This window comes from Rathayibacter sp. VKM Ac-2929 (assembly GCF_022815495.1).
Classification (GTDB): Bacteria; Actinomycetota; Actinomycetes; order Actinomycetales; family Microbacteriaceae; genus Rathayibacter; species Rathayibacter festucae.
Genome location: NZ_JALGRV010000006.1, coordinates 57679 through 83006, shown reverse-complemented (window position 1 = coordinate 83006; position 25328 = coordinate 57679). Strand labels below are relative to the sequence as shown.

The following is a 25328-nucleotide window of genomic DNA, read 5'->3' as shown; positions in this document are numbered from 1 at the left end:
CTCAGAGCGCAGGGGAGCCGTAGCCGTCCCAGCCGGGGATCGTGCCGTCGGCGTCCCAGAGGTCGAGCCAGTCCGCGCTGCCAGGCCAGAGGAAGACCTGACCCTTGATCAGCCGGTTGTTGCGCTCGGCGCCGCGCAGCGACTCCTGCTCGGCGGCGGTGAGGGCGAGCGACGCGGCGGCGAGATTGGCCTCGATCTGCTCGGGCTTCACCGCGAACGGGATCGGGATCTGGCCGCGGTTGACGGCCCAGGCGAGGCAGACGACGACCGGGTGCACGCCGCGCTCGCGGGCGATGGCCTGCACGGCGGGGTGCTCGATGTCGACGAGGTCGCCGTCGACGCGGTCGCGCTCGGGGCGGGACGGCGAGCCCAGCGGCGAGTAGCCGATCGGCTGGATGCCGTGATCGAGGCAGTAGCGGAACAGCTCCGGCTGCTGGAAGCAGGGGTGCAGCTCCATCTCGTTCAGCGCGGGCGCGATGCGGACGTCGGCGAGGATCCGCTCGAGCTTCGCGATCGTGACGTTCGAGGTACCGAGGTGCCGGACCAGACCGCGGTCGACGAGCGACTCGAGCGCCGCCCAGGTGCGCAGGAACGCGGCGTGCTCGTAGGGGCGCGCCTCCGGGTCGCGGGCGTCGGTCTCGGCGTGCGGCGGGTGGTGGTTGGGGAAGGGCCAGTGCACGAAGACGGCGTCGAGCACGTCCAGGCCGAGGTCCTCGAGCGAGCGCTCGACCGAGGCGACGGCGGCCTCGGGCTCGTGCGCGTCGTTCCAGATCTTCGACATCACGAAGAGATCGTCGCGGGGCACTCCGGAGTCGGCGATCGCCCGGCCGACGCGCGGCTCGTTGCCGTACACGGTGGCGCAGTCGAGCAGGCGGAAGCCGGCGCGGAGCGAGTGCTCGACGGCGAGGCCGACCGTCTCGGCGTCGTAGCGGTCGGAGCCGAAGGTGCCGGCGCCGATCGCGGGGATGCGGCGGCCGCTCGCGAGGATGCGGTGCGCCGGCGGGGCAGCGGTGATGCTGGCGGCGGTGTCGGCGGCGTCCATGCCACTCCTCGGGGTCGTGAGGCGAAACGATTCGCAGCCAGCCTAGGTGCATCCCCGGTCATTGCGACAGCGCCGGGAGGCGAAACGACGCGAATCGTTTCGCCTCCCGGCGTCGGCGGCCGCGCGCGCTACTTGCCGGTCACCGCGTCCTTGACGGCGCCGACCGCCTTCTCGACGATGTTCGGCTTCGGCGAGGTGCCGTAGAAGCGCTCGTCCGGCTGGGTGGGCGGCGGCATCGGCACGCCGTCGTCGGGGCTCGCCGTGCGGTAGCTGAACTCGCCCTTGCCGTCGGGCGTGGGTCCGGACGCCCAGCTGCCCTCGGCGGCCGCGGCGCCGTCCGAGAAGTTGATGTACTCGTACGACACCGAGCGCTCCTCCTTCGAGAGCGGGAAGTTCGAGGGCACCGGCAGGTCCTCCGCGCCCTCCGCGCGCAGCTCGGCGGCGGCGGCGATCCACTGGTTCTGGTGCATCGTGTCGCGGGCCAGGAGGAACGAGAGCAGGTCCCGCACGCCGTGGTCGTCGGTCATGTGGTACAGCCGCGCGACCTGCAGGCGGCCCTGCATCTCGGCGTTCGCGTTGGCGGTGAAGTCGGCCAGCAGGTTGCCGCTCGCCGTGATGTACGAGCCCTGCCAGGGGTTGCCGTTGCTGTCGACGGGGCGGACGCCCGCGCCGGCGACGATCGCGGCCTGGATGTCGGTGCCGCCGATGACCGCGCCGAGAACCGGGTCCTTCTTGATGGCGTCCTCGGACTGCTCGACGGGCGCCTTCTCGAGCAGCTGGGCGATCATGATCGCGATCATCTCGACGTGGCCGAACTCCTCCGCGCCGATGCCGTAGAGCAGGTCGCGGTACTTGCCGGGCTCGTGGGCGTTCCAGGCCTGGAAGCCGTACTGCATGGCGACGGTGATCTCGCCGTACTGTCCGCCGAGCACCTCCTGGAACCGGCGGGCGAAGACGGCGTCGGGCTTGGAGGGGGAGGACTTGAACTGGAGCTCTTGACGGTGGAAGAACATGCGGTCGTACCTTTCCGGGAGCAGTCGGTGCGGACCTCGTCGCCCGCCCTTCGACGGTAGGCAGGGCACTTCGGCGCTCAGAAGGGGCTTGACCTCTCCTGCCGCTGCTCCCGGATCGGACCTGTCGGCGCTCCCGGATCGGACCAGTCGCGCTTCCGGATCAGACCAGGCGGCGCGACTCCGCCGTCACCACGCGGAACCAGCGGGCGCCGTAGCCGTCGATGCCGACGGTGACCGTGCCGTCGTCGCCGATCGGCTGCGACTCGCCGCCGAGGGAGTCGACCAGGCGCGACCCCGGCTCCGAGTCGGGGAGCGTGATCGTCACGGTGCGCGGGCTCGAGGCGAAGCTGTGCACGGCGACGGTCGTCCCGGTCGACGCGGACATCCGGTGCGCGAAGACGCAGGACTGGTCGGCCGGGAGGTGGGTGTACTCGCCCCAGCCGATCTCGGGGGAGCGGCGGTAGAGCCAGGCGAGGCCCTTGATGTGCGCGAGCAGCGATCCGGGGTCGCGGAGCTGCGCGGCGGCGTTGACGTGCTCCGGGCCGAAGCCGCCGACGGGCGGGGCCGCGATCAGGTCGCCGGGCTCGGCGCGCGAGAAGCCGCCGTTCGCGGCGGAGGTCCACTGCATCGGCGTGCGGACGCCGCTGCGGCCGGGGATGTCGGCGTTCTCGCCCATCCCGATCTCCTCGCCGTAGTAGAGGACGGGCGAGCCCGGCAGCGAGAACAGGAGGCTGTAGACCATCCGGATGCGGCGCGGGTCGCCGTCGAGCATCGGCGGGAGGCGGCGCACGATGCCGCGGCCGTGGATCCGCTGCGACTCCTCCGGCGCGAACGCGGCGAAGACCTCGTCGCGCTCGTCGTCGGTGAGCTGCGAGAGGGTCAGCTCGTCGTGGTTGCGGACGAAGTTCGCCCACTGGCTGCCGACCGAGATCGGCGGGCGGCTCGCGATCGCCTCGACGAGCGGCGTCGCGTCCTCCCGTGCGAGCGCCAGGTAGAGGCGCTGATTGCCGATGAAGTCGAACTGCATCGACAGCTCGTCGGCGTCCTCGCCGCCGAAGAAGGCGAGCTGCTCGTCGCGGGTGGTGTTGACCTCACCGAGGAGCATCGCCTCGCCCGAGCGGCGGCTGATGAAGCGGCGCAGCAGGCGCAGCCACTCGTGCTCGTCGCGGGCACCCGGCTCGATCAGGTAGGGCACCGCGTCGACGCGGAAGCCGTCGACCCCGAGCTGCAGCCAGAAGCCGACCAGCTTCGCGATCTCGTCGCGCACCGCCGGGTTGTCGGTGTTGAGGTCCGGCTGGTGCCGGTAGAAGTTGTGCAGGTAGTACTGCCCGGCCTGCTCGTCGAAGAACCAGACGCCGTCCTCGACGTCCGGGAAGACGTTGGCCGGCTGGTCGGCCGGCGGCTCGTCGCGCCAGACGTAGTAGTCGCGGTAGGGGCTGTCGGGGGAGGAGCGCGCCGCCTGGAACCACGGGTGCTGGTCGCTGGTGTGGTTGACGACGAGGTCGACGATGACGCGCATCCCGCGGTCGTGCGCGGTGCGGATCACCTCGACGACGTCGCCGTGGTGGCCGTAGCGCTCGTCGACGCCGTAGAAGTCGCTGATGTCGTAGCCGTTGTCCTTGCCGGGCGAGGAGTAGAACGGCGCGAGCCAGAGGCAGCCGACGCCGAGCTCGGCGAGGTAGTCGATCCGGTGCGCGAGGCCCTCGAGGTCGCCGACGCCGTCGTCGTCCCAGTCCATGAAGGTCTTGACGTCGAGGTTGTAGTAGACGGCGGCGCGCCACCACAGGTCGCTGGTGTCGGTGACCCTCATGCGGACGCCTCCGTGGTGGCGCGGGCGGGTGCGGGGGCGGTGCCGCCGGCGAGGGCGGTGGGGGCGGTGGGGGCGAGGGGGGTCATGGCGCTCCGGGGTCGGGTCGGGGAGGGTCGCCCTCGACGCTAGATGCGCGGTGGATCTGCGTCTGCTCGTTGATTTCTCAGGAAGCGGGTGGCGGTCCAGTGCTGAGGTGGGATCCGCTCGCGACGCCGGCGATGTCCGCGGTGAGCAGCGCCACCTGCTCGGCGGCCTCCTCGTGCGTCATCGGGCGGCCCGGGACGCCGGGCCGCGTCTGCCACGGCAGCGGACCGTCGGCGCGGCGGTACTCGACCCCGAAGGCGTCGAGCCGGGTCAGGTGGTGCGCCAGACGGATCCCGAAGTCCTCCGTGTCGCGGTGCGCGCCCGACCAGAGCGCCTCCGCGAGCGCGCAGAGCCGGGGGAAGGCGAGGTAGTCGAGGACGCGCGGGGAGTCGGCGTGCTCGGTCCAGAGGTTCCCCTGCCCGCCGAGGACGTGCCGGGCCTGCTCGGCGGTCAGCTCCGGCGGGACCGGGTCGAAGGCGAGGACGTCGGCGACCGTCGTGACGGTGGACACCGGGATCGGCTCCGACGCCGCCTCGGACTGCCGGTGGTCGAGGTAGACGGTGTCCTCCGGGCAGGCGATCACGTCGTGGCCGGCCCGGGCCGCCGCCACCGCCCCCACCCGTCCCCGCCAGGACAGCACCGTCGCGCCGGGTGCGAGACCGCCCTCGAGGATCTCGTCCCAGCCGAGCAGGCGGCGCCCGCGCCGGGCGAGGTGCGCGCCGATGCGCCCGACGAACCAGCTCTGCAGCGCGTTCTCGTCCGGGATCCCCAGCTCGCGCATCCGCTCCTGCGTGCGGGCGTCGGCCGCCCACTGGTCCTTCGGGCACTCGTCGCCGCCGATGTGGACGTACGGGGAGGGGAACAGCTCGATCACCTCGTCGAGCACGTGCTCGAGGAACTCGATCGTGCTCTCCTCGACGTTGAAGACGTTCGTGCTGACGCCCCACTCCGTCCAGGTCTCGAGCGGCGTGCCCCGCACCCCCAGCTCCGGGTAGGCGGCGAGGGCGGCCTGCGCGTGGCCGGGCAGCTCGATCTCGGGGACGACGGTGACGCCACGCGCCGCGGCGTAGGCGACGATCTCGCGGATGTCGTCCCGGCGGTAGTAGCCGCCGTGCGGCCGGTCGTCCTGCCCCGCGGTCGGGCCTGCGCCCACCTGGGACCGCCGCCGCCAGGCACCCGCCTCGGTGAGCCGCGGGTAGCGCGGAATCTCCAGGCGCCAGCCCTGGTCGTCGGTGAGGTGCAGGTGCAGCACGGTCAGGCGGTGCAGGGCCAGCAGGTCGATGACGCGCAGCACCTCGCGGACGGGCAGGAAGTGCCGGGCGACATCGAGCAGCATCCCGCGCCAGGCGAAGCGCGGCTCGTCCTCGATCGTCACGGCCGGCACCGCCCAGCGGACCCCGGGCAGGGGAGCGGACCGGTGGACCGCCGGCGGCAGCAGCTGGAGCAGCGTCTGCACGCCGTGCAGTGCGCCCGCCGTGCCCGCCGCGCTGAGGACGACCGAGCGGTCGTCGACGCGGAGGCGGTAGCCCTCGGGCGGGAGCGCCGGATCGAGCGCGAGCCGGATGCCGGCCGTCGCCTGGTCGCCGCACTCGAGCGCGAGTCCGGTCGCCCGGCCGACCGTGGCGCGGAGCAGCCGCGCGGCTCCGGCGAGGGCCTCCGGGCAGGCGATCCGCGTGCTCGTGGAGAGCACGAACTCGCCGGTCTCCGGGCGCAGCGAGCGGGGTCGGGGGAGGAGGGGCGGCACGGCGGTCTCCGTTCTGCGCGGGGGATTCGACTCTTCGCGCCTGTCAGTGAAGCCTCGTTGACAGGGGTTCGCAAGGGTTCTTTACTAACTCCGTCGCAACTGGCGCAGGATCCCGGATCGCGCCGCGGCACCCATACGGAGGAGAGAGCTGTGGCCTGGAAGAACGTGGTCGGGAAGTACGCATCGGTGCGGCGCCGGGCGGTCGCCCTCGGCGCCCTGAGCGTCGCGGGCGTGCTCCTGCTCACCTCCTGCACGACCAGCGACGGCGGGCCGGACGGGGCGCGCGAGGAGGGCCGGACACTCACCGTCTGGAGCATGGACGGCGACTACTCGCCCGAGACCCTCGCCGCCGTCGAGGAGCGCTTCACGAAGGCCACCGGCGCGGAGGTCGACGTGCAGGTGCAGACCTGGGAGGGGATCGCCACCAAGGTCTCGACGGCGCTCGCGACCGACTCCCCGCCGGACGTCCTCGACATCGGCAACACCCAGGTCGCCGGCTACGCCGCGAACGGCGGGCTCCTCGACCTGACGGAGCACCGGGACGAGCTCGCGCAGGGGCAGACCTGGCTCGACGGCCTCGTCGACCCGGCGACGTTCGACGGGCACCTCTTCGCCGTCCCCGGCTTCGCGGGCGCGCGGGCCGTCGTCTACAGCAAGAAGCTCTGGGCCGAGGCGGGCGTGATGACCCTCCCCACCAGCTACCAGGAGCTCACCGCCGCGCTCGACAAGGTGAAGGCCGCGCACACCGGCACCCCCGACTTCTCGGCCTTCTACCTCCCGGGGCAGTACTGGTACGCGGGGCTGCAGTTCGTCTGGGACGCGGGCGGCCGGATCGCGATGCAGGACGGCGACACCTGGTGGTCCGCGCTCAGCTCGAGGGCCTCGCGGTCCGGTCTCGAGGCGTTCAAGGAGTTCCAGAACGCCTACTCCAGCGCCTCCTCGGCGACGCTGAACACCCTCGACCCCGACCAGAACCAGATCTTCGCCGACGGCAAGACCTCCGCGATCCTGACCACCGGCGTCGCCGGCGTCCTGAAGGCGAACCCGGAGCTGTCGGAGGACGAGCTCGGGACCTTCCCGATGCCGGGCGTCGACGGCGGCACGCAGCCGGTGGTGCTCGGCGGCTCGAACTGGGCGGTCGCCGCCAAGTCGCGGAACGCCGACCTCGCCCGGCAGTGGATCGCCGTCGCCACGAGCCCCGAGGTGCAGCGCGACTTCGTCCACGGCGTGGACGGCTGGATCCCGAACAGCCGGGAGGGGATCGAGGCGGCGCAGTCCGACCTGAGCGAGATCGAGCGCGCGTTCTTCACCGCCGCGCTGACCTCGGAGTCCGTGCCGGCCAACCCGAAGTGGGCCGCGATCGAGAGCAACCGGGAGATCGAGTCGCTGTTCTCCTCGATCGCCTCGGGCGCGAAGAGCGTGCAGGAGGCGTCGGAGGAGTTCGACGCCGCCGCCGACGACACGCTCAACGGCCACTAGGCCGGCCGGGCGATCGCGCGATGTCCACCGCCCCGGCCGCCGCCCCCGCCACCGCCCCACCCCGCCCGGGGACGGCGGCCCGCCGCGCCCGGCGCCGCTCCTCGCTCGCCCCGCTGCTGCTGCTCTCCCCGGCCGGGCTGGTGCTCGCGGGCGTGACGATCGCCCCGATCGTCTTCCTCGTCCTCACCTCCTTCACCGACTACGACCAGCGCAGCCTGTTCACCGGTGCCTACGACGTGGTCGGGCTCGCGCAGTACGCCGACATCCTCGGCGACCCGGAGTTCTGGCTCGCGCTGGTGCGCACCCTCGTCTTCACGAGCGCTCTCGTCGCGGGCAGCGTGCTGATCGGCGCGGGGATGTCGCACTTGCTGACCCGGCTGCCGGCGGCCCTGCGCCTGCTCACGACCGTGGTGCTGATCCTCGCCTGGGCGATGCCGAACGTCGCCTCCTCGCTGATCTGGCGCTGGCTGTTCCAGCCGCAGTACGGCGTCGTCAACTGGCTGCTCACCCGGACGGGGCTGGTCGGCGATCTGACCAGCACGAACTGGGCCGCCGACCCGCGGCTCGCCTGGGTCTGCATCTGGCTCCTCGTCGTCTGGCAGGCCGTGCCCTTCCTCGCCCTCACCCTGCACGCCGCCGAGACGCAGGTGCCGATCGAGCGCAAGGAGGCCGCGCGGCTGGACGGCGCCTCCGAGCTCGCGGTCTACCGGGTCGTCGTGCTCCCCGCACTCCGGCCGACCCTGCTGCTCGTGACGATGCTCTCGGTGATCTGGGACTTCAACGTCTTCAACCAGATCTGGCTCGTCTCCGCCGGCGGGCCCGATGGCGCCACGTCCACGCTCGGCGTCTTCACCTTCACGACGGCGTTCTCGGGCGGCGCTCGGATCGGCACCGGCTCCGCCATCGCCGTGGCGTCGACGCTGATCCTGCTCGCCCTGAGCGCGGTCTACATCCGGACCCTCGTCCGCTCCGGAGAGGAGCTCTGACCGTGACCGCGACCTCGACCTCGACCGCGACCTCGACCTCGACCTCGACCCGGCGCCGGCTGCGGCGCTACCCCTGGATCAGCTCGGCGATCGCGGTGCTGTTCTGCCTGCTCTGGCTCTTCCCCGTCTACTGGATGGTCAACACGGCCTTCAAGCCGCAGTCCGAGATGCTCAGCTCCACCCCGCACTTCCTCCCCGAGTCGCCGACCCTGGACAACTTCGTCCGGGCGCTCACCCAGGGCGACTTCCTGCGCCACCTGCAGAACTCGGTCGTGGTGGTGGGCGCCGCGGTCGCCTTCGCGATGGTGCTCGGGCTGTTCGCGGCGGCGGCGCTGGCGCGGTTCCGCTTCCGGGGCCGGCGGGCGATCCTGGTCCTGCTCCTCGTCGTGCAGATGCTCCCGGCGACGGCGCTGCTCCTGCCGCAGTTCCTGCTCCTGAACGCGGTCGACCTGATCGGGACCTCCGCGGGTCTCGCCCTCGCCTACGTGGCGGGCGTGCTGCCGTTCTCGATCTGGGTGATGCGCGGATTCTTCCTCGCGCTCCCCGTCGAGCTCGACGAGGCGGCGCGCCTGGACGGCGCCTCGACCTGGCAGCTGCTCACCCGCGTCCTCTTCCCGCTGGTGATGCCCGGCATCGTCTCGAGCAGCGTCTTCGCCTTCATCGCCGGCTGGAACGACTACATCGTCGCCTACACGTTCCTGAAGGATCAGGCCCGGTACACGCTCCCCGTCTGGCTCGCGTCCTTCAGCACCGCATCGGGCGGGCAGGTGGGGACGGACTACGGCGGGCAGATGGCCGGGGCCGTGCTCTTCTCGCTCCCGGTGGTCGTGTTCTTCCTGATCATCCAGCGTAATCTCGTGTCCGGGATGTCGGCCGGCGCCGTCAAGGGCTGAGCCGGTCACGGGCTGAGATGAAGGACCATGGGCCAGCTGCGCGTCACCGAGAAGGCACTGCCGTCGCACAACCGCCGGCACAACCGCTCGCTCGTCCTCCAGCGCCTCTTCCACGACGGTGAGATGAGCAGGGCGGATCTCGCCCGGATCAGCGGTCTCACCGCGGTCACGATCTCCGATCTGGTCGGCGAGCTGCACTCGGAGGGGCTGCTGCTCGACCTCGGTCCCCGCGTCGACGCCCGGGTGGGCAAGCCCGCGCTGGTGATCGCCTTCGACCACGGGGCGCGGAGCATCGTCGGCCTCGACCTCTCGGCGGAGGCCGAGTGCACCGGCGCCCTGGTCAGCCTGCGCGGCGAGATCCGGGAGCACCGCCGGCTCGCCCGCGACGGCGCGTCCGGGGCGGACGCGGTCGAGCTCGCCCTCGGCCTCGCGGCCGAGCTGATCGCCTCGTCCCAGGCGCCGGTCCTCGGGATCGGGATCGGCTCACCGGGGGTCGTCGACCACGGCGGAGTCGTGCGCGAGGCCCCCAATCTCGGCTGGCGGGGCCTCGATCTGCGGCGCGTCTTCGCCGAGCGGTTCGGTCTGCCCGTGCACGTCGCGAACGACGCCAACACGGCCGCCCTGGCCGTGCACACCTTCCACCGCGGCGGGGGAGCGAACCTGCTGCTCGTGCTGCTCGGCGACGGCGTCGGGGCCGGACTGATCATCGGCGGTTCCCTCGTCGAGGGCGATCAGTTCACCGGCGGCGAGATCGGCCACGTCGTCATCGACGAGGACGGTGAGCAGTGCTCGTGCGGGCGGCGGGGCTGCCTCGAGTCCGCGGTGTCCGTCGCGCACCTCGGCCCGCGGCTCGCGGCGGCCTCGGCTCCGGAGCAGGAGCGGCTGCTGCGCCGGGCCGGCCGGTCGCTCGGGATCGCGCTGGCGCCGATCGTCGCCGTGCTCGGGATCGACGCGGTCGTCCTCGCCGGTCCGGAGCGCTTCGTCGAGGGGGTCCTGCTCGAGGAGGCGCGCGCGACCATCGCCCGACGCACCCTGCCCGCCGTCACCCGCGAGCTGCGGATGGAGTCCCGCACGGACCCCGGCGAGCTCGTCCTGCAGGGCGCCGCGGCGCTCGTGCTGAGCCACGAGCTCGGCATCTCCTAGCGGCCGGCCTGGTCCTCGAACGTCGTCGCACCGGGCGCCGAGGACGACGACGTCCTCCGATTCCTCAGAAATTGTCGTACTCGAGCGCCGAGTACGACAACTTTCGGAGAGTGGCGGGGCGTCGGCCGGTGCGCGCTCGGGTCAGTCGCGGGCGCGGCGGGTCTGCTTCGCGTTCGCGCGCTGCAGGGCGTCGACGAGCTCGGCCTTGGTCATGCGGGAGCGGCCGGAGACGTCGAGGCGCTTGGCGAGGTCGAGCAGGTGCGCCTTGGTGGCGTTCGCGTCGACTCCGCCGGCCGTGTCGCCGTCGCCGTCGGGGCCGCGCTGGGCGGCGCGGTCGTCGGAGGGGCCGCTCTCGGCCTTGCGCTCCCAGTGGTCGCCGACCTTCTCGTACTCGTGCTTCAGCGCGGCGAACGCGGTGCGGTGCGCGCGCTCACCCTCGCCGTAGCTGTCGACGGCCGAGTCGTGCGCGGCCGACCACAGCTTCTGCGCGTGCTCGTCCGACCGCTCGATCGTCGACGGGATCTCCTCTTTGGCGGGCATGCTGCCTCCCTCTCGTCCCTTCGACGCTACCCCCGCCGTCCCCCTCCGCGAGATGCCACTTATGCACGCCTTTCGCGGCGTGTCGCGTACCCAAGTGGCATCTCGCGGAAGAGAGAGAGGGGGTCAGCCGAGGAGGCGGTCCTGGACGAAGGCGCTGGCGAAGCGGTCGGTGGGGTCCCAGGCGGAGCGGAGGGTGCGCCACTCGTCGAGGTGCGGGTAGAGCGGGGCGATGTCGGCGGCGGTCGCGAGGAAGTGCTTGCCCCAGTGCGGGCGAGCGCCGAGCGGGAGCAGCGCGCCCTCGACGGCGGGCAGCACGGCGTCGACGCCGGCGCGGTCCTTCTTGAAGGTGAAGTGGATGCCGACGCTGTCGCGACCGGAGGCGGGGGAGAGCCACTGGTCGTCGCCGGCCATGGTGCGCAGCTCGGTGATCAGCAGGACTTCGTCGATCCGCTCGCCGATCGCGCGCAGGGCGACGAGCGCCTCGCGGATGTTCTCGCGCGGCACCATGTACTCGCTCTGGATCTCGTCGCCGGCGCTGGGCTCGCGGTCGAGGCGGAAGTGCGGCAGGCGCTCCGACCAGGGGCCGACGGAGCCGCCGAACGGGTTGAGGTTCGAGTCGACGCCCTCCGAGACGGCGAACAGCGAGGCGGAGGCGGCGACCGCACCGAGGTGCGTCGCGTCGACGTCGGCGACCGAGCCCTGCTCGACCTTGGTCTTCAGCCAGAGCTGCTCGACGGTGGGGCTCGACCAGTGCGTCATCAGGCTCACGCTGTAGGCGGAGGAGGTGATCGCGTCGAAGTCGTCGAGCACGCGGTCCCAGGGCAGGTCGACGAAGGCGTCCTGGCGGACGTCGAAGGTCGGCTGGATGTCGAGGGTCACCCGGGTGACGACGCCGAAGGCGCCGAGGCCGACGACGACGCCCTCGAAGCCGGGCTCGCCGCGGCGGATCGTGCGCAGCGAGCCGTCGGCCGTGACCAGCTCGAGCGCCGAGACGGCGGAGGAGAGGTTGGCGTTGCGGTCGCCCGAGCCGTGGGTGCCGGTCGAGATGGCGCCGGCCACCGAGATGTGCGGGAGCGAGCCCATGTTGTGCAGGGCGTAGCCGTTGCTGTGCAGGTGCGAGGCGACGATGCCGTAGCGGGTGGCGCCGCCGACCGTGATCGTGCTCGCCTCGGCGTCGATCACCGGGTCGGGGGCGATGCGGCCGAGGTGCAGCAGTGCCCCCGGGGTGTCGGGGAGGGCGTTGAAGGAGTGGCGGGTGCCGAGCGCGCGGACCCGCTCGTTCCCGCGGACGAGGTTCTGCACCTCGTCGATCGACTCCGGCTCGAGGATGTCGGCGGCGCGGTACTCGTAGGTGCCCGCCCAGTTGCTCCGTTGCGTCATGGCTCCATTCTGCCGGGCCCGCCGCCGGTTTGTTGCCAGGTGCAACGAATCCACGGCGAGCCCTCGGCGGCGAGCGTCCAGCGAGCGTGCAGTGGCGCTCAGTACTCGATGCGACCGTGGCGGTCGTGGAACTCGCCGGTCGGGCCGTCCGGGCCGAGCAGGGCGAGCGCGACGGTCGCGTCGGTGCCCTCGGTGACGGTCTGGTGCCCGCCGTGGCCGTTGAAGTCGGTCGCGGTGTAGCCGGGGTCGCTCGCGTTGATCCGGAACTCGGGCAGGTTCTTCGCGTACTGCACGGTCAGGGTGATCACCGCGGCCTTCGAGGCGGCGTAAGGGATCGCGGGCACGCCGAACTCGTCGCGGCCGGGCGTGACGAGGGCGCGCGGCCAGCCGACTCCGGAGGAGACGTTGACGACGACGGGCGCGGCCGAGCGGCGCAGCAGCGGCAGCGCGGCCTGGGTCACGCGGACGATGCCGACGACGTTCGTCTCGAGGACGCTCGCCATCGCCTCCGCCGAGAGGTCGTCGACGCCGAAGGAGGTGCCGAGGATCCCGGCGTTGTTGATGAGGACGTCGAGGGCGGGGAGAGAGGCGAGGGCCGCGTCGACGCTCGCCTGGTCGGTCACGTCGAGCTGGACGACCTGGGCGCCGAGCGCCCGGGCGGCGTCGCCGTTCGCCGGGTCGCGCATGCCGGCGTACACGGTGTGGCCGGCCTCGATCAGGCGGCGGGCGGTCTCGAGGCCGAGGCTCTTGTTGGCCCCGGTGATCAGTGTCGTTGTCATGGCTCCACGCTCCGCCCCGGCGCCTCCTCCGCCCAGGCCCCGGTCGACGGGAGGACCAGCAGTACCAGGACCGCGCGCCCGCCCGCGGGGGATCATGGTGGGCATGAGCGAATTCGCGGACGTCCTCCGCTCCTGGCGCGAGCGCGTGACGCCCGCCGAGGTGGGCCTGCCCGCCGGACCGAGCCGCCGGACCGCGGGCCTGCGCCGCGAGGAGCTCGCCGCGCTGGCGGGTGTGAGCGTCGACTACATCGTGCGGCTGGAGCAGGGCCGGGCCGTGCACCCGTCGGCGCAGCTGCTCGGCGCGCTGGCCTGCGCGCTGCGGGTGACGGAGGCGGAGCGCGACCATCTCTACCGGGTCGCGGGGGTCGCGCCGCCGACCGCGACGCAGGTGCCGCAGCACATCACTCCGGGCGTGCAGCGGATCGTCGACCGCTGCGGCGACGTGCCGCTGGCCGTCTTCAGTGCGGCGCACGACATCCTGCTCTGGAACCCGCTCTGGGCGGCGCTGAACGGCGACCCCTCGCGGCACACGGGCCTGGACCGCAACCTGGTCTGGCGCTACTTCACCCAGGGGCACGAGGGCACCGAGTTCGACGACCAGCACGCCGAGGACTTCGCCAACGATCTGGCGGCGGATCTGCGCGCGGCGGTGGGCCGCTACCCGGACGACGCGGCGCTCGCGCATCTGGTGGCGCGGCTGCGGGCGACGTCGCCGGACTTCGAGCGGCGCTGGGCCGTGGCCCGGGTCGCCGAGCACCGCTCCAGCCGGAAGACCGTCACCTCGACGCCGGTCGGGCCGATCACCATCGACTGCGATGTGCTCGCGGTGCCGGGCGGCGATCTGCGGATCGTGATCTACACGGCGACGCCCGGCTCGACCGATCAGACGCGGCTCGATCTGCTCCGGGTCACGGGGCTGCAGGAGCTCGTGGCGCACTGACCGGCCCGGCCGACCGGTCTGCAGGGCTGCTGGCGCCGAGCCGGTGCCGGCGCTCGATCGCCTGGCCCGCGTAGCCCGCGGCGACGATCAGCGCGGCGCCGACCGCCCCGAGCGGGCCGATCGCCTCGCCCGCGACGACGACGCCGACGAGCAGCGCCCAGACCGGCTCGGTGCCCATCAGGATGCTGGCGCGCGCCGCCGAGGTGCGCCGGACCGCCCAGAGCTGGACGACGAAGGCGAAGACCGAGCAGAGCACCCCGAGGAAGAGGACGCCGGCCCAGCCGCCGGCGTCGAGCGCGCGGGCGGCGGCGGGCAGGTCCGGCCCGGCGAGGAGCGAGAAGACGGTGGCGCAGACGACCAGCTGCACGAGGACCACGCCGAGCGAGCCCTCCGTGCGCCCGCGGACGAGCCGGGCGCTGGCCGTGACGTGCACGGCGCGCACCACGGCCGCCGCGAGCACGAGCGCGTCGCCCCAGGTCGGGGTGCGCAGACCGCCGTCCGAGACGAGCAGGGCGACTCCGACCACGGCCGCGACGGCGGTGACGAAGAAGGAGCGCGGCAGCCAGGAGCGCGAGGCGAGGCCCTCCAGCGCGGGGGTCAGTACCAGGGCGAGGCTGATCAGCAGGCCCGCGTTCGTGGCCGAGGTGAGGTGGACGCCCCAGGTCTCGAGCCCGATGATCGCGGCCTGCGAGGCGCCGAGGAGGGCGGCGACGGCGAGACCGCGACCGCGGGGGAGGTGCTCCCGGCGGGCGAGGCAGAGCAGGGCGAGCGCGGCGGCGGCGGTGAGGAAGCGCAGCGCGACGGTCGACGGGACGCCGATGTCGGCGGCGACGTCCTTCGCGGCGACGAAGCTCGCGCCCCAGACGGCGGCGACGGCGAGCAGCAGCAGGTCGACGGCGAGGTCGGGGCGGGAGCGGAGGGGCACGGGGACAGCGTCGCAGGGCGGAGTCGGAAGAGCGAGCGGCTGCTCCTTCACCGACGATGAAGTGGTGACTTCCCGGTTAGGCTCGCGCCCATGGATCCCGCCCGCCTCCGCCTGTTGCGCGAACTCGGCGATCGGGGGAGCGTGGCCGCCGTCGCCGCCGCGCTCGGGGTGAGCCCCTCCGCGGTCTCGCAGCAGCTCGCCGCGCTGCAGGCGGGCGTCCCGGTGCCGCTGACGGTGAAGGAGGGGCGGCGGCTCGTGCTCACCGAGGCCGGCGAGGCGCTCGCGGTCGCGGGGACGCGGGTGGAGGCGGCGCTCGCCGAGGCGGAGGACACGATCGGCTCGTTCCTCCGGCACGACGATCGTGCGGTGCGGCTGTCGGCGTTCCACAGCGCGGGGCTCGCCTTCTTCGGCCCGCTGCTCGCGGCGCTCGCCGACGGCCCGCGGGTGGCGCTCGCCGATGCGGACGTCGCGCAGAGCCGCTTCGCCGGGCTCACCGCCGACCACGACCTCGTCGTCGCGCACCGGCTGCCGCAGGATCCGGAGTGGCCGCGGGCCCGGCTGGTCGTCACCCCGCTCCTCGTCGAGCCGCTCGACATCGCGCTGCCGGCCGCGCATCCGCTCGCCGCGCAGTCGAGCATCCGGCCCGAGCAGCTCGCCGACGAGCAGTGGGTCTCGACGCACGAGGGCTTCCCCCTCACGGGCGTGCTCGAGCACCTCGGCGCGCTGATCGGCCGCGCGCCGCGGGTCGCGCACCGGATCAATGAGTTCTCCGTCGCCGCGCAGGTCGTCCGCTCCGGCGCCGCGATCGCGATCCTGCCCCGGATCACCGCGGCGCCGCTCGCCGTCGACGGCATGGTCCTCCGCCCGCTCGAGGGCGCCGGACTCGTCCGCCACGTCGACGTCCTGGCTCGCCCGGACGCGCTGGCGCGCACCGCGGTCCGCACCGTGCTGGCGGCGCTGCGCCGCGTCGCCGCCGGCTGACGAAGCCACCTCCGGCGCCGGCGGATCTCGATACGCCCGCTCCGCGGGCTACTCGATCAGGATGAAGGGGCTGCCCGTCGTGCAGGCTGCTCGATCAGCATGGCCGGGCTGCCCTTGCATGCTGGTCGAGTAGCCCCGCAGGGGCGTATCGAGACCCGCCGTGGCCAGCAGGGCTGGTCGGCGGACGCTGGTCTCAGCGAGGGTGATACGCCCTGTGCGGGCTACTCGGTCAGCAGAGAGGCGCTCGAACGGTGGGGAGCGCTCGGGCGCTGCAGAACATCAGCTGAGAAGGGGTGGCCTCCGCTGTCAGGGGAGGGACCCTGCTGTCAGCTGATGTTGTGCGCACCCCCTGCTGGTCGAGGAGCCCCGGAGGGGCGTATCGAGACCCGGCGTCGTCAGCGGGGTGGTCTGCAGGCTGCTCGTCTGGAGCTGGGGGATCTCGATACGCCCGCTTCGCGGGCTACTCGATCAGCATGAGAGAGAGAGGGCGGCTCTCCTCTCAAGGGTCCTCCGCGGGAAGTGGAGGATTAGCCGGTGAACGGCGTCGAATACTCCATGATGCGTGGAGAGGGCGGCCGGGATGCGAGGCTGGAAACCTGACTGCAACACGGTTTGTCCGTGCATCGGGGAGTCGGGGCCGTCGCGGCGCGGAAATCCTCCGTGCGACGACGCGGTGGAGTGCCCGGCTGCGGTCGACTGGGTCAGCGCCGCCCCCTCGGCGCGTGCCTTCCCCCGGGTCCGCCCCATCGGGTCCGCCCCCCCAGCCCTCGACGCCCCTTGGAGCCCGCATGCCCCGCACCGCCCCGTCCCGGTCCCGCCTCCGCTCCGTGCTCGGCGTCCTCGCCGTCGCCGTGGTGGCCGGCACCACGCTCGCCGCCTGCTCCAACGGCTCCGACGCCGCCGAGTCCGGCGACGCCGGCTCGTTCGGCGAGGCCACGATGCAGCTCTCCTGGGTCCCCCACGTCGAGTTCGCGGGCGAGTACCTCGCCGACGCGAACGGCTACTTCGCCGACGCGGGCTTCGACTCCGTCACCCTCACCCCCGGCGGCACCGGCGCGACCGGCGCCGAGACCGCCATCGCGAGCGGCTCCGCCTTCGCCGGCGTCTCCTCGCCGCTGATCACCGGCCCCGCGATCTCCGAGGGCGCCGAGATGAAGATCGTCGGCGCGACCTACCAGAAGAACCCCTTCGCGATCGTCTCGCTGACCGACGCCCCGATCGAGACCCCCGAGGACATGGTCGGCAAGACCATCGGCGTCAGCGACAGCAACGACCTCGTCTGGCGCGCCTTCCTCGCCGCGAACGAGATCGACGAGGACGACGTCACCCGCGTGCCGCTCACCGACTCCACGCTGCTCACCACCGGCCAGGTCGACGGCTACATCGGCTACGCGACCGCCGGTGCGAACACGCTCAACCAGCGCGGCTTCTCGGCGCAGCAGTTCCTGCTCGCGGACACCGGCCTGCCGATGGTCGGCGAGACCATCGTCGTGGCGCAGGAGAGCATCGACGACGACCGCGAGAAGGTCAAGGCGCTGCTCTACGCGGTCGCCCGCGGCTGGCAGGACGCCGTCGCCGACCCGGACGCGACCGCCGCGACCGTCGTCGCCGACTACGCCGCCGACCAGAACTACAAGGTCGAGGAGCAGGCGCAGGTCATGGTCACCCAGACCGAGCTGATCAGCACCCCCGACACCGACGCGAACGGCCTGCTCACCATCACGCCGCAGCTGCAGGACGAGTCGGTCGCCTCGCTCGCCCTCACCGGCATCGAGCTCGACGCCGACGAGCTCTTCGACACCACGCTGATCGACGAGGTCTACGAGGAGCACCCGGAGCTGCTCGAGGGCTGACCCTCGACCCGGCCGGGCCCTGCGGAGGACCCGGCCACGACCACCACGGACCGCGCGGAGAGGACGAGCAGTTGACCGAGCAAGCGACGACCATCCAGGACGAGGGCATCCGCCTGTCGGGCCTGAGCAAGCGCTTCGACCTGGGCAGCCGCTCGGTGCAGGCCCTCGCCGAGGTCGACCTCGTCACTCCGCGCGGCTCTTTCCTCTCGCTGCTCGGCCCCTCCGGCTGCGGCAAGTCGACGATCCTGCGGATGCTGGCCGGGCTGGAGAAGCCGACCACCGGCTCCGTCTCGATCCACGGCACGCCCGTGCTCGGCACCAAGCGCTCGGCCGAGCTCGGCATCGCCTTCCAGGACTCGGCGCTGCTGCCCTGGCGCTCGGTGCGCTCGAACGTCCGGCTGCCGCTGGAGCTGACCCGGCAGGCGGCGAAGCGCGACAGCATCCCGGACCTGCTCGACCTCGTCGGGCTGACCGGGTTCGAGGACGCCTACCCCTCGCAGCTCTCCGGCGGCATGCGGCAGCGCGCCTCGATCGCCCGCGCGCTGGTCGTCCAGCCCGATCTGCTGCTGCTCGACGAGCCGTTCGGCGCCCTGGACGACATGACCCGGCAGCGGCTCAACCTGGAGCTGCAGCGGATCTGGACCGCGCGCCCCGCGACCACGCTGATGGTCACCCACGGCATCGCCGAGGCGATCCTGCTCTCGGACACGGTCGCCGTGATGTCGCCGCGGCCCGGCCGGATCGTCGAGGTGATCGACATCGACCTGCCGCGCCCGCGCACGGTCGAGATGCTGCGCAGCCCCGAGTTCCACGCGATCGAGGACCGCATCACCGACATCCTCTTCTCGCAGCACGGCGTCGCAATGGAGGACGAGGCGTGACGCCCTGGATCCGCACCAACTGGCGCGTCTTCGCCGGGCTCGCCGTCTTCGTGGCGGTCTGGTGGATCCTCGCCGACACCGTCTACCGCGAGAGCCGCGCCGTGCCGAGCCCCGGCGCGATCATCGCAGCGTTCGTCCGCGACGGGCCGCTCTTCTACCTCCGCAACGTCGGCGACACCGTGCTCGCCGCCGGCCAGGGCTACCTCTGGGGCAATCTCGCGGCCCTGGCGCTGGCCGCCGTCGCGCTGCTGCTCCCGTGGACCCACCGCGTGATCGAGCAGATCGGCGTGATCAGCCACTGCCTGCCGCTGACCGCGGTCGGCCCGGTCATCCTGGTGATCTTCGGCGGCCGCACCACCTCGATCTTCCTCGCGGCGCTGCTCGTCTTCTTCACCACGCTGATCGGCGCGCTGCTCGGCGTCCGCTCGGCCCCGCGCACCGCGCTCGACCTCGTCTCCGCCTACCGCGGCGGACGCTGGGCGAAGATCGTCAAGGTGCAGGCCATCGCGGCCGTGCCCGCGACGATCACCGCGCTGCAGGTCGGCGTGCCGGCGGCCATCCTCGGCGCCGTGCTCGGGGAGTACCTCGGCGGAGTGACCACCGGCCTCGGCGTCGCCCTCGCGGTCGCGCAGCGCCAGATGGACGTCGAGCGGGCCTGGGCCTTCGCCGTCACCAGCGGACTCGTCACGATCATCGGCTACGCGCTGATCGCCGCGCTCGGCCGCTGGCTGATGCCGCTGGTCGTCGGTCGCCCGCGCGCGAACCGCCGCCGCGCCCGCGTCGAGGTCGCCCGCAGCACGGGAGGCGTCGTATGAGCACCGCCACCCGCACCCCGTCCTCCTCGTCGCGCGCCGCCCGCCGGCCGAGCGACCTCACCGGCCGGATGGTGCTGCGCATCGTCCGCGGCGAGCTCGTGCCGCTCGCCGTCGCCGCGGTCCTCGCGCTCGCGTTCTGGTACGCCTTCCTCGCGATCACCGACATCTCGCCGCTGCTGGGCAAGACGCCGACCGACGTGGCCGAGTACCTCTTCGTCGAGGCCGACGCCGCGGAGAACCGCGCGATCGTCTTCGGCAACCTCGGCGTGACGGCCGTCGACGCGTTCGTCGGCTACGTCGCGGGCCTGCTGGTCGCCCTCGCGATCGCGGTGCTGTTCGTGCTGATCCGCTCGCTCGAGGCGACGGTGATGCCGATCGCGATGCTGCTGAAGTCGATGCCGCTGATCGTGGTGACGCCGCTGGTGACCCTGGCGATCGGCAACGGGATCGGCGCCGTCGCCACCGTCGGCGCGATCGCGGTGTTCTTCCCCGCGCTGGTCACGGTCGGCTTCGGCCTCCGCTCGCTCTCGCGCGAGTCCTTCGAGCTGGTCTCGGTCTACGGCGGCTCGCCGCTGGACGTGCTGCTCAAGGTGGCGCTGCCGACCGCGGTGCCGGCGATCTTCGCGGCCGCCAAGGTCGCGGTGCCCTCCGCGCTGAGCGGCGCGATGCTGGCCGAGTGGCTGGCGACGGGGCAGGGGCTCGGCGGTGCGGTGCAGCGCGCCTCCGCCGGGTTCCGCTACGACGAGCTGTGGGCGTCGCTCGCGGTGATCACGGCACTGGGAGTCGTCGCCTACGCGGTCGTCGCGATCGGCGAGAGACTGGCAGCCGTCCGCTTCGGCGGACAGAACTGAGGACGGACATGAGCACCACCACGAGCATCACCGGCGCCGTCTGGGACGGCACCCGCGCCCTCGGCACGGCGACCCTGGCCTGGAGCGGCGACGCGATCGCCTCCGTCGAGACGGCCGACGGCCCGATCGGCGAGCGCGGTTCGGGGGAGCTCTCGATCATCCCCGGCCTCGTCGACACCCACGTGCACCTCGGCGCCTACTCCGGCGCGGGCACGGCCGACTTCGCCTCCTGGCCGCTGGTCACCCCGCGCGAGGAGCGCGTCTTCCACATCGCGAACAACGCGCGGAAGGCCGCGCGGGCGGGCGTCACCACGCTGCGCGACCTCGGCGCCGACGAGCTGCAGATGACCGTGGCGCGGATGTTCGAGCAGGGCATCGCGGAGGGACCGCGGATCGTCACGCACGGCGCGGTCGGCATGACCGCCGGCCACGGCGACCTCTTCGTGCCGCCGCACTACCCGCACCGCGACCGCGTCGCCGACAGCCCCGACGAGTGCCGCCGCCTGGTGCGCACCTGGGCGCGGGCCGGCGCCGACGGCATCAAGATCTACACCAGCGGCGGCGTGCTCTCGATGGGCGACAAGGTCGGCTGGCGGAACCAGACCGACGAGGAGATCGCCGCCACCATCGACGAGGCGCACGCGCTCGGGATGCCCGTCGCGGCGCACACCCACTCGGAGGTCGGCCTGGACCGGGCGCTCGCGCTCGGCGTCGACTCGATCGAGCACGGCACCGCGATCGGCCCGCAGCACTGGGCCACGCTCGTCGAGCGGAACCTGCCCGTCGCGCCGACCCTCTTCATCAACGACGTGATCGCGGCCGGCCGGGCGCCGTCGTCTCCCGAGGCGTCGCTCAAGGCCCAGGACGTGGTCGCCGTGCGCGACGCGGGCTTCCTCGCCGCTGGCCAGGCGGGCGTCCGCTTCGTGCTCGGCACCGACGCGAACGGCGTCTACGTGGACTGGGGCGAGCAGCTCGACGAGGTGCGGCGGATGCGCGAGTCGTTCGGCTGGAGCTCCGAGCGCGCCCTGATCTCCGCGACCTCGGACGCCGCGGCCGTCGTCGGACTCGGCGCGAAGGTCGGCCGTCTCGCGCCCGGTTTCGGTGCGGACTTCGTCGTGCTGCGCGGCCGCCCGTGGGAGAGCATCGACGACCTGCGCGCCGAGAACATCGTCGCCGTCGTCTCGCGCGGCCGCGTCGTCTCGGGGGAGCTGCCGCGATGACCGCCACCGCGACCCGCCGCTTCGTGACCGCGGAGGCGCTCGGCGCTCCCCGCGGCGCGTACAGCCACGCCGTCGAGGCGCACGGCGTCGTCTACGGCTCGGCGATCGGGCCGTTCGCGCCCGGCGACGGCTCGGTGCCGGAGGGCACGGTCCCGGAGGGGATCACCGCGCAGACCGCCGCGGCCCTCGACAACATCGAGCGGCTGCTCGCCACGGAGTTCGGCCTGGGCCTCGGCGACGTGGTGCGCGTCACGATGATCCTCAGCGACTTCGAGCGCGACTTCGCCGCCGCGTCCGAGGTCTACGGAGCGCGGTTCGCCGTCGATCCGCCGGCCCGCACCGTGATCGGCGCGGTGCTGCCGGGACCGCTCGTGGCGCTGGACTTCATCGCGGCGCGTCGCTGATCCTGCTCTCCGCTCCCCACCGCCCGCACCACCGCCGGCACCGACGAAAGGCTCCCGTGACCTCCGACTCCTTCCTCCTCGGTCTGCCCAAGGTCGAGCTGCACGTGCACCTGGAGGGGACGCTCGAGCCCGAGCTGCGCGCGCAGCTGGCCGAGCGCAACGGCCTCCCCGTGCCCGAGGCGCTCGCCTACGACTTCGACTCGCTCGCCTCGTTCCTCGCCGTCTACTACCCGGCGATGGACGTGCTGCGCGAGGAGCAGGACTTCTACGACCTCGCGACGGCGTACTTCCGCCGGGCCGCGGCGGACGGGGTGGTCCGCGTCGAGGCGTTCTTCGATCCGCAGGCGCACACCTCGCGCGGAGTGCCGTTCGAGGCGGTGATCGGCGGCTACCACCGCGCCGCGCAGGACGCCGCGCAGCTGGGCGTGGACGCCGCGCTGATCCTCTGCTTCCTCCGCGACCTGTCGGCCGAGAGCGCGGCGGAGACGCTCGAGCGCGCGCTGCCGTTCGCCGACCGGCTGATCGGCGTGGGCCTGGACTCGGACGAGCGCGGCAACCCGCCGGCGAAGTTCCGCGAGGTGTTCGCGCGGGCCCGCGAGGCCGGGCTGAAGCTGACGATGCACTGCGACGTCGACCAGCCGAACGGCGTCGAGCACCTGCGCCAGGTGCTCGAGGAGATCGGCGTGGACCGGATCGACCACGGCACGAACATCGTCGAGGCGCCCGAGCTGATCGACGTCCTGGTCGAGCGCGGCCTCGCGCTGACCTGCTGCCCGCTCTCGAACTCCTTCGTCTCGAGCGACTCGAAGGCGCCCGAGATGCGCGCGCTGCTCGAGCGCGGCGTGCGGGTGACGGTCAACTCCGACGACCCGGCCTACTTCGGCGGCTACATCGCCGACAACTACGCGGCGCTCGCCGACGCGGGCTTCACCCGCGACGAGCTGGTGCAGCTGGCGCGCAACTCGGTGCTGGGCTCGTGGGCGTCCGAGGCGTCGAGGGCGGAGCTGCTCGCCCGGATCGACGCGTACGCGGGCTGACCCGCGGGCGGAGCCGTGCGAGTGGACCCGGGCCGGGGCCTGACTCGGCCGTGGCGCCCCGTTCGGGTCCGGTCGCGCGCTCGCAGCTCTTCGAGTGGACGCGGACCGGGGTCTGCGGCGGTAGCGGAGCCCGTTGCGCGTCCATTCGCGCCTGGCGCGCGCTCCGTCCGCTCAGTGCTGGTGCTCGTCCTCCCAGCGGGGGAACGGGTCGGCGAGGGTGCGCCAGAGGTCCGGGCCGGCGAGGAGCTCGCGGGGCGTGAGCAGGCAGCCGTGCAGGACGCGGGTGAGCTCGTCGACGTCGAGGTCGCGGCCGAGGAAGACGAGCTCCTGGCCGACGGGTGCGTCGGTGCTCCAGCTGCGGATCGCCGTGGGGTCGAGGCTCAGGACGTCGCCGGCAATGGACCAGCTCGCGACCCGATCGGCGCGGCTGGCGAGGCGGACCAGGCCGCGCGAGCGGAGGATCCGGCCGACGCGGTGCGCGACGAAGTCCGCGGCGACCGCTGCATTCAGGCGGCCGGGGTGGAACGGCAGGGGATCCCGGAAGACGAACGTGGTCACCGATCCCGCGCCGGTCGGGATTCCGCGGAGGGCCCGCTGCCAGCCGAGGTCCGAGGCGAGGCGGTGCGCGCGCTGCGGGACGAGGACGGCGCGGCGCTGCCGGTAGCGGTCGAGGTCGCGCTCGGTGAGGATCTCCGCCCCGGGCGAGAGCACCCGCAGCAGGTCGACGGCGGGCGAGGCTCCCGCGCCGTCGCCGTCGGTCAGGACGATCAGGCCGGCGAACTCGAGGCGCGCCGCGAGCCGCTCGGCGCGGTCCCATTGCGGCGGCTCCTGCTCCCACCCCTGCTCCGCGGCCTCGCCGAGCAGCACCCGGGTCACCTCGTCGACCGAGGTGACGGCGACGACGTCGAGGACGCCGATCCGGGTGTCGCCGGGGTGCCGCCGGACGCAGAGGTGCTCGAGGACGAGGGCGACCTCCATCGGGTCGGCGACCGGATCGAGCGAGATCACGGTGATGCCGCTCTCGCCGTCGTCCGCCTGGCGGGCCAGCTCGGCGGCCAGCTCCGCCGCGAACTCCGCGCTGTCCGAGTCCGGGAGGTCGACGGCGAAGCTCTCGATGGCCGTGATGCCGCCGGAGAGCTGCCGCGCGATCCGGGCGCTCTCGTCCGCGTCGGTCGCGCTCACCAGCGTGACGGCGAGGACGGGTGGTCGGGGGAGTGGGCTCGGAGTCTCCATGACGAGCTACTCTAAACGATAATCGTTATCAACTAGAAGGAGCAGTCGTGAAGGTCCGCAACTCGCTGAAGTCCATGAAGTCGATGCCGGGGTCGCAGGTGGTGCGCCGCCGCGGCCGGGTCTTCGTCATCAACAAGCTCAACCCGCGGTTCAAGGCGCGCCAGGGCTGAGGCACTGGCTGCCCTCGGGTGTGCCGACCGCGGTCAGCCCTCGAGGGCGTGCCGGACCGCGTCGTCGACGATGTGGCTGACGTGGGTGTCGGCGACAGAGTAGTGCGCCTCGCGCCCGATCCGCTCGACGGCGACCAGGCCGGCCGCGCGGAGGGTGCGCAGGTGCTGCGAGACGAGTGGCTGCGAGAGCCCGGTGGTCTCCGCGAGGTGCCCGACGGTCGACCGCTCGCTCGCCAGGGCGCGGAGCAGGCGCAGCCGTGAGGAGGAGGAGAGCACCTTGAACAGCTCGGCGGCGGGCTCGAGATCCTCGGTCATCGGCACCTCCAGGTCATCTGCTCATCCAAGCAGACGTGCATGCATCGCGCGGCCTGCCGGCCGAGCAGCCCCGGTGCGGCGTCCTCCATGGTGGTCGAGTAGCCCCGGAGGGGCGTATCGAGACCCGCCGTCCCCGAAGCCGCCTCAGCGGGCGAGGGAGGCCTCGCCCCGCAGGCGACCGTCGGCCAGCTGCACGACGCGGTCGGCGAGCGCTATCACCGCCGGGTCGTGCGAGACGCAGACGACCGCGACGCCGCGCTCCGCCTCGGCGCGCAGGATCTCGCGGATGCGCTCGGCGCTCGCCGCATCGAGCCCGGTCGTCGGCTCGTCGAGGAGGAGCAGGTCGGCGCCGCGCGCCAGCCCCTGCGCGAGCAGTGTCCGCTGCCGCTGCCCGCCGGACAGCACGGCGAACGGCTCGGCCGCGAGCGCGGAGATCTCGAGGCGGTCCATCGCGGCGGCGACCGCCGCGCGCAGGTCCGCGCCGACCCGGCGCCAGCGGCCGGCGCGCCCCCAGACGCCGACCGTCACGACGTCGCGGACGGTGACGGGGAGGCGGTCCGAGACGGCGGTGCGCTGCGGGACGAAGGCGATCGCGGACGAGACCGTGCGCACTCCCCGGGAGGGCCGCCGGGTGCCGGCGATCACCTCGAGCAGCGTCGACTTGCCCGCGCCGTTCGGCCCCGCGACGACGGTCAGCGTGCCCTCCGGCACGTCGAGATCGACGCCGTCCAGCGCGGTCCGCTCGCCGAAGTCGACGCCGACCCCGCGGAGGCCGACGCGGGCGGAGGGCTGCTGGCTGCTGGACACGGC

General features: G+C 73.1%; 25 protein-coding genes. 14 read left to right on the top strand and 11 right to left on the bottom strand.

The features are described from left to right. Position 1 precedes the first annotated feature (1 nt). The 4 genes from MT355_RS18655 to MT355_RS18640 all read right to left on the bottom strand — a co-directional run bounded on the left by MT355_RS18655 (position 2) and on the right by MT355_RS18640 (position 5693). Entirely contained in the window at positions 2-1042 is a 1041-nt protein-coding gene (locus MT355_RS18655; RefSeq protein ID WP_243600671.1) for an aldo/keto reductase, read from the bottom strand. A 128-nt stretch (positions 1043-1170) separates the two neighbouring features. Continuing rightward, the gene (locus tag MT355_RS18650; protein ID WP_173251111.1) at positions 1171-2055 is read right to left on the bottom strand and encodes a manganese catalase family protein; all 885 of its coding nucleotides are present in this window, start codon (positions 2053-2055) and stop codon (positions 1171-1173) included. Between the two features lie 160 nt (positions 2056-2215). Continuing rightward, positions 2216-3865: an alpha-amylase family protein gene (locus MT355_RS18645; protein WP_243600670.1), complete on the bottom strand. Its 1650-nt coding sequence runs from the start codon at positions 3863-3865 to the stop codon at positions 2216-2218. A gap of 163 nt (positions 3866-4028) precedes the next feature. After that, entirely contained in the window at positions 4029-5693 is a 1665-nt protein-coding gene (locus tag MT355_RS18640) for a beta-N-acetylhexosaminidase (RefSeq protein WP_243600669.1), read from the bottom strand. 150 nt (positions 5694-5843) lie between these two features. Between MT355_RS18640 and MT355_RS18635 the strand changes: the two genes are divergently transcribed. The 4 genes from MT355_RS18635 to MT355_RS18620 are packed head-to-tail and all read left to right on the top strand — an operon-like array spanning position 5844 to position 10194. Next, on the top strand, positions 5844-7172 hold the full coding sequence (locus tag MT355_RS18635) for an extracellular solute-binding protein (RefSeq protein WP_243600668.1): 1329 nt from the start codon (positions 5844-5846) through the stop codon (positions 7170-7172). A gap of 20 nt (positions 7173-7192) precedes the next feature. Beyond that, positions 7193-8158, top strand: coding sequence for a carbohydrate ABC transporter permease (locus tag MT355_RS18630; protein WP_243587951.1), 966 nt, complete (start codon positions 7193-7195; stop codon positions 8156-8158). A gap of 2 nt (positions 8159-8160) precedes the next feature. After that, positions 8161-9051, top strand: coding sequence for a carbohydrate ABC transporter permease (locus tag MT355_RS18625; protein ID WP_243600667.1), 891 nt, complete (start codon positions 8161-8163; stop codon positions 9049-9051). Between the two features lie 27 nt (positions 9052-9078). Beyond that, positions 9079-10194, top strand: coding sequence for an ROK family transcriptional regulator (locus tag MT355_RS18620; RefSeq protein WP_123736429.1), 1116 nt, complete (start codon positions 9079-9081; stop codon positions 10192-10194). A 141-nt stretch (positions 10195-10335) separates the two neighbouring features. On the opposite strand, the gene MT355_RS18615 is transcribed toward MT355_RS18620, so the two are convergent. From MT355_RS18615 to MT355_RS18605, 3 genes are all read right to left on the bottom strand, one after another. Further along, positions 10336-10734, bottom strand: a complete 399-nt coding sequence (locus MT355_RS18615; RefSeq protein WP_123706382.1) for a ChaB family protein — start codon at positions 10732-10734, stop codon at positions 10336-10338. Between the two features lie 123 nt (positions 10735-10857). Further along, entirely contained in the window at positions 10858-12114 is a 1257-nt protein-coding gene (locus MT355_RS18610; protein WP_243600666.1) for a D-arabinono-1,4-lactone oxidase, read from the bottom strand. Positions 12115-12212: 98 nt separating this feature from the next. Continuing rightward, complete coding sequence (locus MT355_RS18605; protein WP_243600665.1) at positions 12213-12893, bottom strand: SDR family NAD(P)-dependent oxidoreductase; 681 nt, start codon at positions 12891-12893, stop codon at positions 12213-12215. 103 nt (positions 12894-12996) lie between these two features. On the opposite strand from MT355_RS18605, the gene MT355_RS18600 reads away from it, so the two are divergent. Next, positions 12997-13833 carry a helix-turn-helix transcriptional regulator gene (locus MT355_RS18600; RefSeq protein ID WP_123706385.1) on the top strand — a complete coding sequence of 279 codons (837 nt, stop codon included), beginning with the start codon at positions 12997-12999 and terminating at the stop codon, positions 13831-13833. Here MT355_RS18600 and MT355_RS18595 read toward each other — a convergent pair. After that, on the bottom strand, positions 13802-14758 hold the full coding sequence (locus MT355_RS18595) for a DMT family transporter (RefSeq protein WP_243600664.1): 957 nt from the start codon (positions 14756-14758) through the stop codon (positions 13802-13804). The two genes, MT355_RS18600 and MT355_RS18595, sit on opposite strands and share 32 nt — an antisense overlap. Positions 14759-14848: 90 nt before the next feature. Between MT355_RS18595 and MT355_RS18590 the strand changes: the two genes are divergently transcribed. The 8 genes from MT355_RS18590 (at position 14849) to add (ending at position 22800) form a co-directional block, all read left to right on the top strand. Further along, positions 14849-15739 carry a LysR family transcriptional regulator gene (locus MT355_RS18590; RefSeq protein WP_243600663.1) on the top strand — a complete coding sequence of 297 codons (891 nt, stop codon included), beginning with the start codon at positions 14849-14851 and terminating at the stop codon, positions 15737-15739. Positions 15740-16527: 788 nt separating this feature from the next. Further along, positions 16528-17592 carry an ABC transporter substrate-binding protein gene (locus MT355_RS18585; protein ID WP_132436735.1) on the top strand — a complete coding sequence of 355 codons (1065 nt, stop codon included), beginning with the start codon at positions 16528-16530 and terminating at the stop codon, positions 17590-17592. 71 nt (positions 17593-17663) lie between these two features. Continuing rightward, positions 17664-18473, top strand: coding sequence for an ABC transporter ATP-binding protein (locus MT355_RS18580; RefSeq protein WP_123446992.1), 810 nt, complete (start codon positions 17664-17666; stop codon positions 18471-18473). Then, positions 18470-19288: an ABC transporter permease gene (locus MT355_RS18575; protein WP_243600661.1), complete on the top strand. Its 819-nt coding sequence runs from the start codon at positions 18470-18472 to the stop codon at positions 19286-19288. Before MT355_RS18580 ends, MT355_RS18575 begins: the two co-directional genes overlap by 4 nt. Then, positions 19285-20139 carry an ABC transporter permease gene (locus tag MT355_RS18570; protein ID WP_243600660.1) on the top strand — a complete coding sequence of 285 codons (855 nt, stop codon included), beginning with the start codon at positions 19285-19287 and terminating at the stop codon, positions 20137-20139. Before MT355_RS18575 ends, MT355_RS18570 begins: the two co-directional genes overlap by 4 nt. Positions 20140-20147: 8 nt before the next feature. Beyond that, the gene (locus tag MT355_RS18565; RefSeq protein WP_243600659.1) at positions 20148-21359 is read left to right on the top strand and encodes an amidohydrolase family protein; all 1212 of its coding nucleotides are present in this window, start codon (positions 20148-20150) and stop codon (positions 21357-21359) included. Next, a complete protein-coding gene (locus MT355_RS18560) occupies positions 21356-21763 on the top strand; it encodes a RidA family protein (RefSeq protein ID WP_243600658.1) in 408 nt (135 codons plus the stop codon). The genes MT355_RS18565 and MT355_RS18560 overlap by 4 nt, the downstream gene beginning before the upstream one ends. Positions 21764-21819: 56 nt before the next feature. Continuing rightward, complete coding sequence (gene add / locus MT355_RS18555) at positions 21820-22800, top strand: adenosine deaminase (protein ID WP_243600657.1); 981 nt, start codon at positions 21820-21822, stop codon at positions 22798-22800. Positions 22801-22971: 171 nt separating this feature from the next. Here the strand turns inward: add and MT355_RS18550 are convergent, their stop codons facing one another. Next, on the bottom strand, positions 22972-24033 hold the full coding sequence (locus MT355_RS18550; RefSeq protein WP_243600656.1) for a GTP-binding protein: 1062 nt from the start codon (positions 24031-24033) through the stop codon (positions 22972-22974). Positions 24034-24080: 47 nt separating this feature from the next. Between MT355_RS18550 and ykgO the strand changes: the two genes are divergently transcribed. After that, complete coding sequence (ykgO, locus tag MT355_RS18545; protein ID WP_123446985.1) at positions 24081-24203, top strand: type B 50S ribosomal protein L36; 123 nt, start codon at positions 24081-24083, stop codon at positions 24201-24203. Between the two features lie 33 nt (positions 24204-24236). Here the strand turns inward: ykgO and MT355_RS18540 are convergent, their stop codons facing one another. Together MT355_RS18540 and aztA are read right to left on the bottom strand one after the other, a co-directional pair. Beyond that, positions 24237-24518 (bottom strand): helix-turn-helix transcriptional regulator, encoded by a 282-nt coding sequence (locus tag MT355_RS18540; RefSeq protein WP_123446984.1) that lies wholly within the window; start codon positions 24516-24518, stop codon positions 24237-24239. Between the two features lie 144 nt (positions 24519-24662). Beyond that, positions 24663-25325, bottom strand: coding sequence for a zinc ABC transporter ATP-binding protein AztA (aztA, locus tag MT355_RS18535; RefSeq protein WP_243600655.1), 663 nt, complete (start codon positions 25323-25325; stop codon positions 24663-24665). Between the last annotated feature and the right edge of the window lie 3 nt (positions 25326-25328).

Coding starts and splice junctions, on each gene's coding strand:
- MT355_RS18540 (WP_123446984.1), bottom strand. CDS start 24,518: ATGACCGAGGATCTCGAGCCCGCCGCCGAGCTGTTCAAGGTGCTCTCC.
- MT355_RS18610 (WP_243600666.1), bottom strand. CDS start 12,114: ATGACGCAACGGAGCAACTGGGCGGGCACCTACGAGTACCGCGCCGCC.
- MT355_RS18565 (WP_243600659.1), top strand. CDS start 20,148: ATGAGCACCACCACGAGCATCACCGGCGCCGTCTGGGACGGCACCCGC.
- MT355_RS18630 (WP_243587951.1), top strand. CDS start 7,193: ATGTCCACCGCCCCGGCCGCCGCCCCCGCCACCGCCCCACCCCGCCCG.
- MT355_RS18600 (WP_123706385.1), top strand. CDS start 12,997: ATGAGCGAATTCGCGGACGTCCTCCGCTCCTGGCGCGAGCGCGTGACG.
- MT355_RS18620 (WP_123736429.1), top strand. CDS start 9,079: ATGGGCCAGCTGCGCGTCACCGAGAAGGCACTGCCGTCGCACAACCGC.
- MT355_RS18550 (WP_243600656.1), bottom strand. CDS start 24,033: ATGGAGACTCCGAGCCCACTCCCCCGACCACCCGTCCTCGCCGTCACG.
- MT355_RS18585 (WP_132436735.1), top strand. CDS start 16,528: ATGCCCCGCACCGCCCCGTCCCGGTCCCGCCTCCGCTCCGTGCTCGGC.
- MT355_RS18650 (WP_173251111.1), bottom strand. CDS start 2,055: ATGTTCTTCCACCGTCAAGAGCTCCAGTTCAAGTCCTCCCCCTCCAAG.
- MT355_RS18590 (WP_243600663.1), top strand. CDS start 14,849: ATGGATCCCGCCCGCCTCCGCCTGTTGCGCGAACTCGGCGATCGGGGG.
- MT355_RS18605 (WP_243600665.1), bottom strand. CDS start 12,893: ATGACAACGACACTGATCACCGGGGCCAACAAGAGCCTCGGCCTCGAG.
- MT355_RS18560 (WP_243600658.1), top strand. CDS start 21,356: ATGACCGCCACCGCGACCCGCCGCTTCGTGACCGCGGAGGCGCTCGGC.
- MT355_RS18570 (WP_243600660.1), top strand. CDS start 19,285: ATGAGCACCGCCACCCGCACCCCGTCCTCCTCGTCGCGCGCCGCCCGC.
- MT355_RS18655 (WP_243600671.1), bottom strand. CDS start 1,042: ATGGACGCCGCCGACACCGCCGCCAGCATCACCGCTGCCCCGCCGGCG.
- MT355_RS18615 (WP_123706382.1), bottom strand. CDS start 10,734: ATGCCCGCCAAAGAGGAGATCCCGTCGACGATCGAGCGGTCGGACGAG.
- MT355_RS18645 (WP_243600670.1), bottom strand. CDS start 3,865: ATGAGGGTCACCGACACCAGCGACCTGTGGTGGCGCGCCGCCGTCTAC.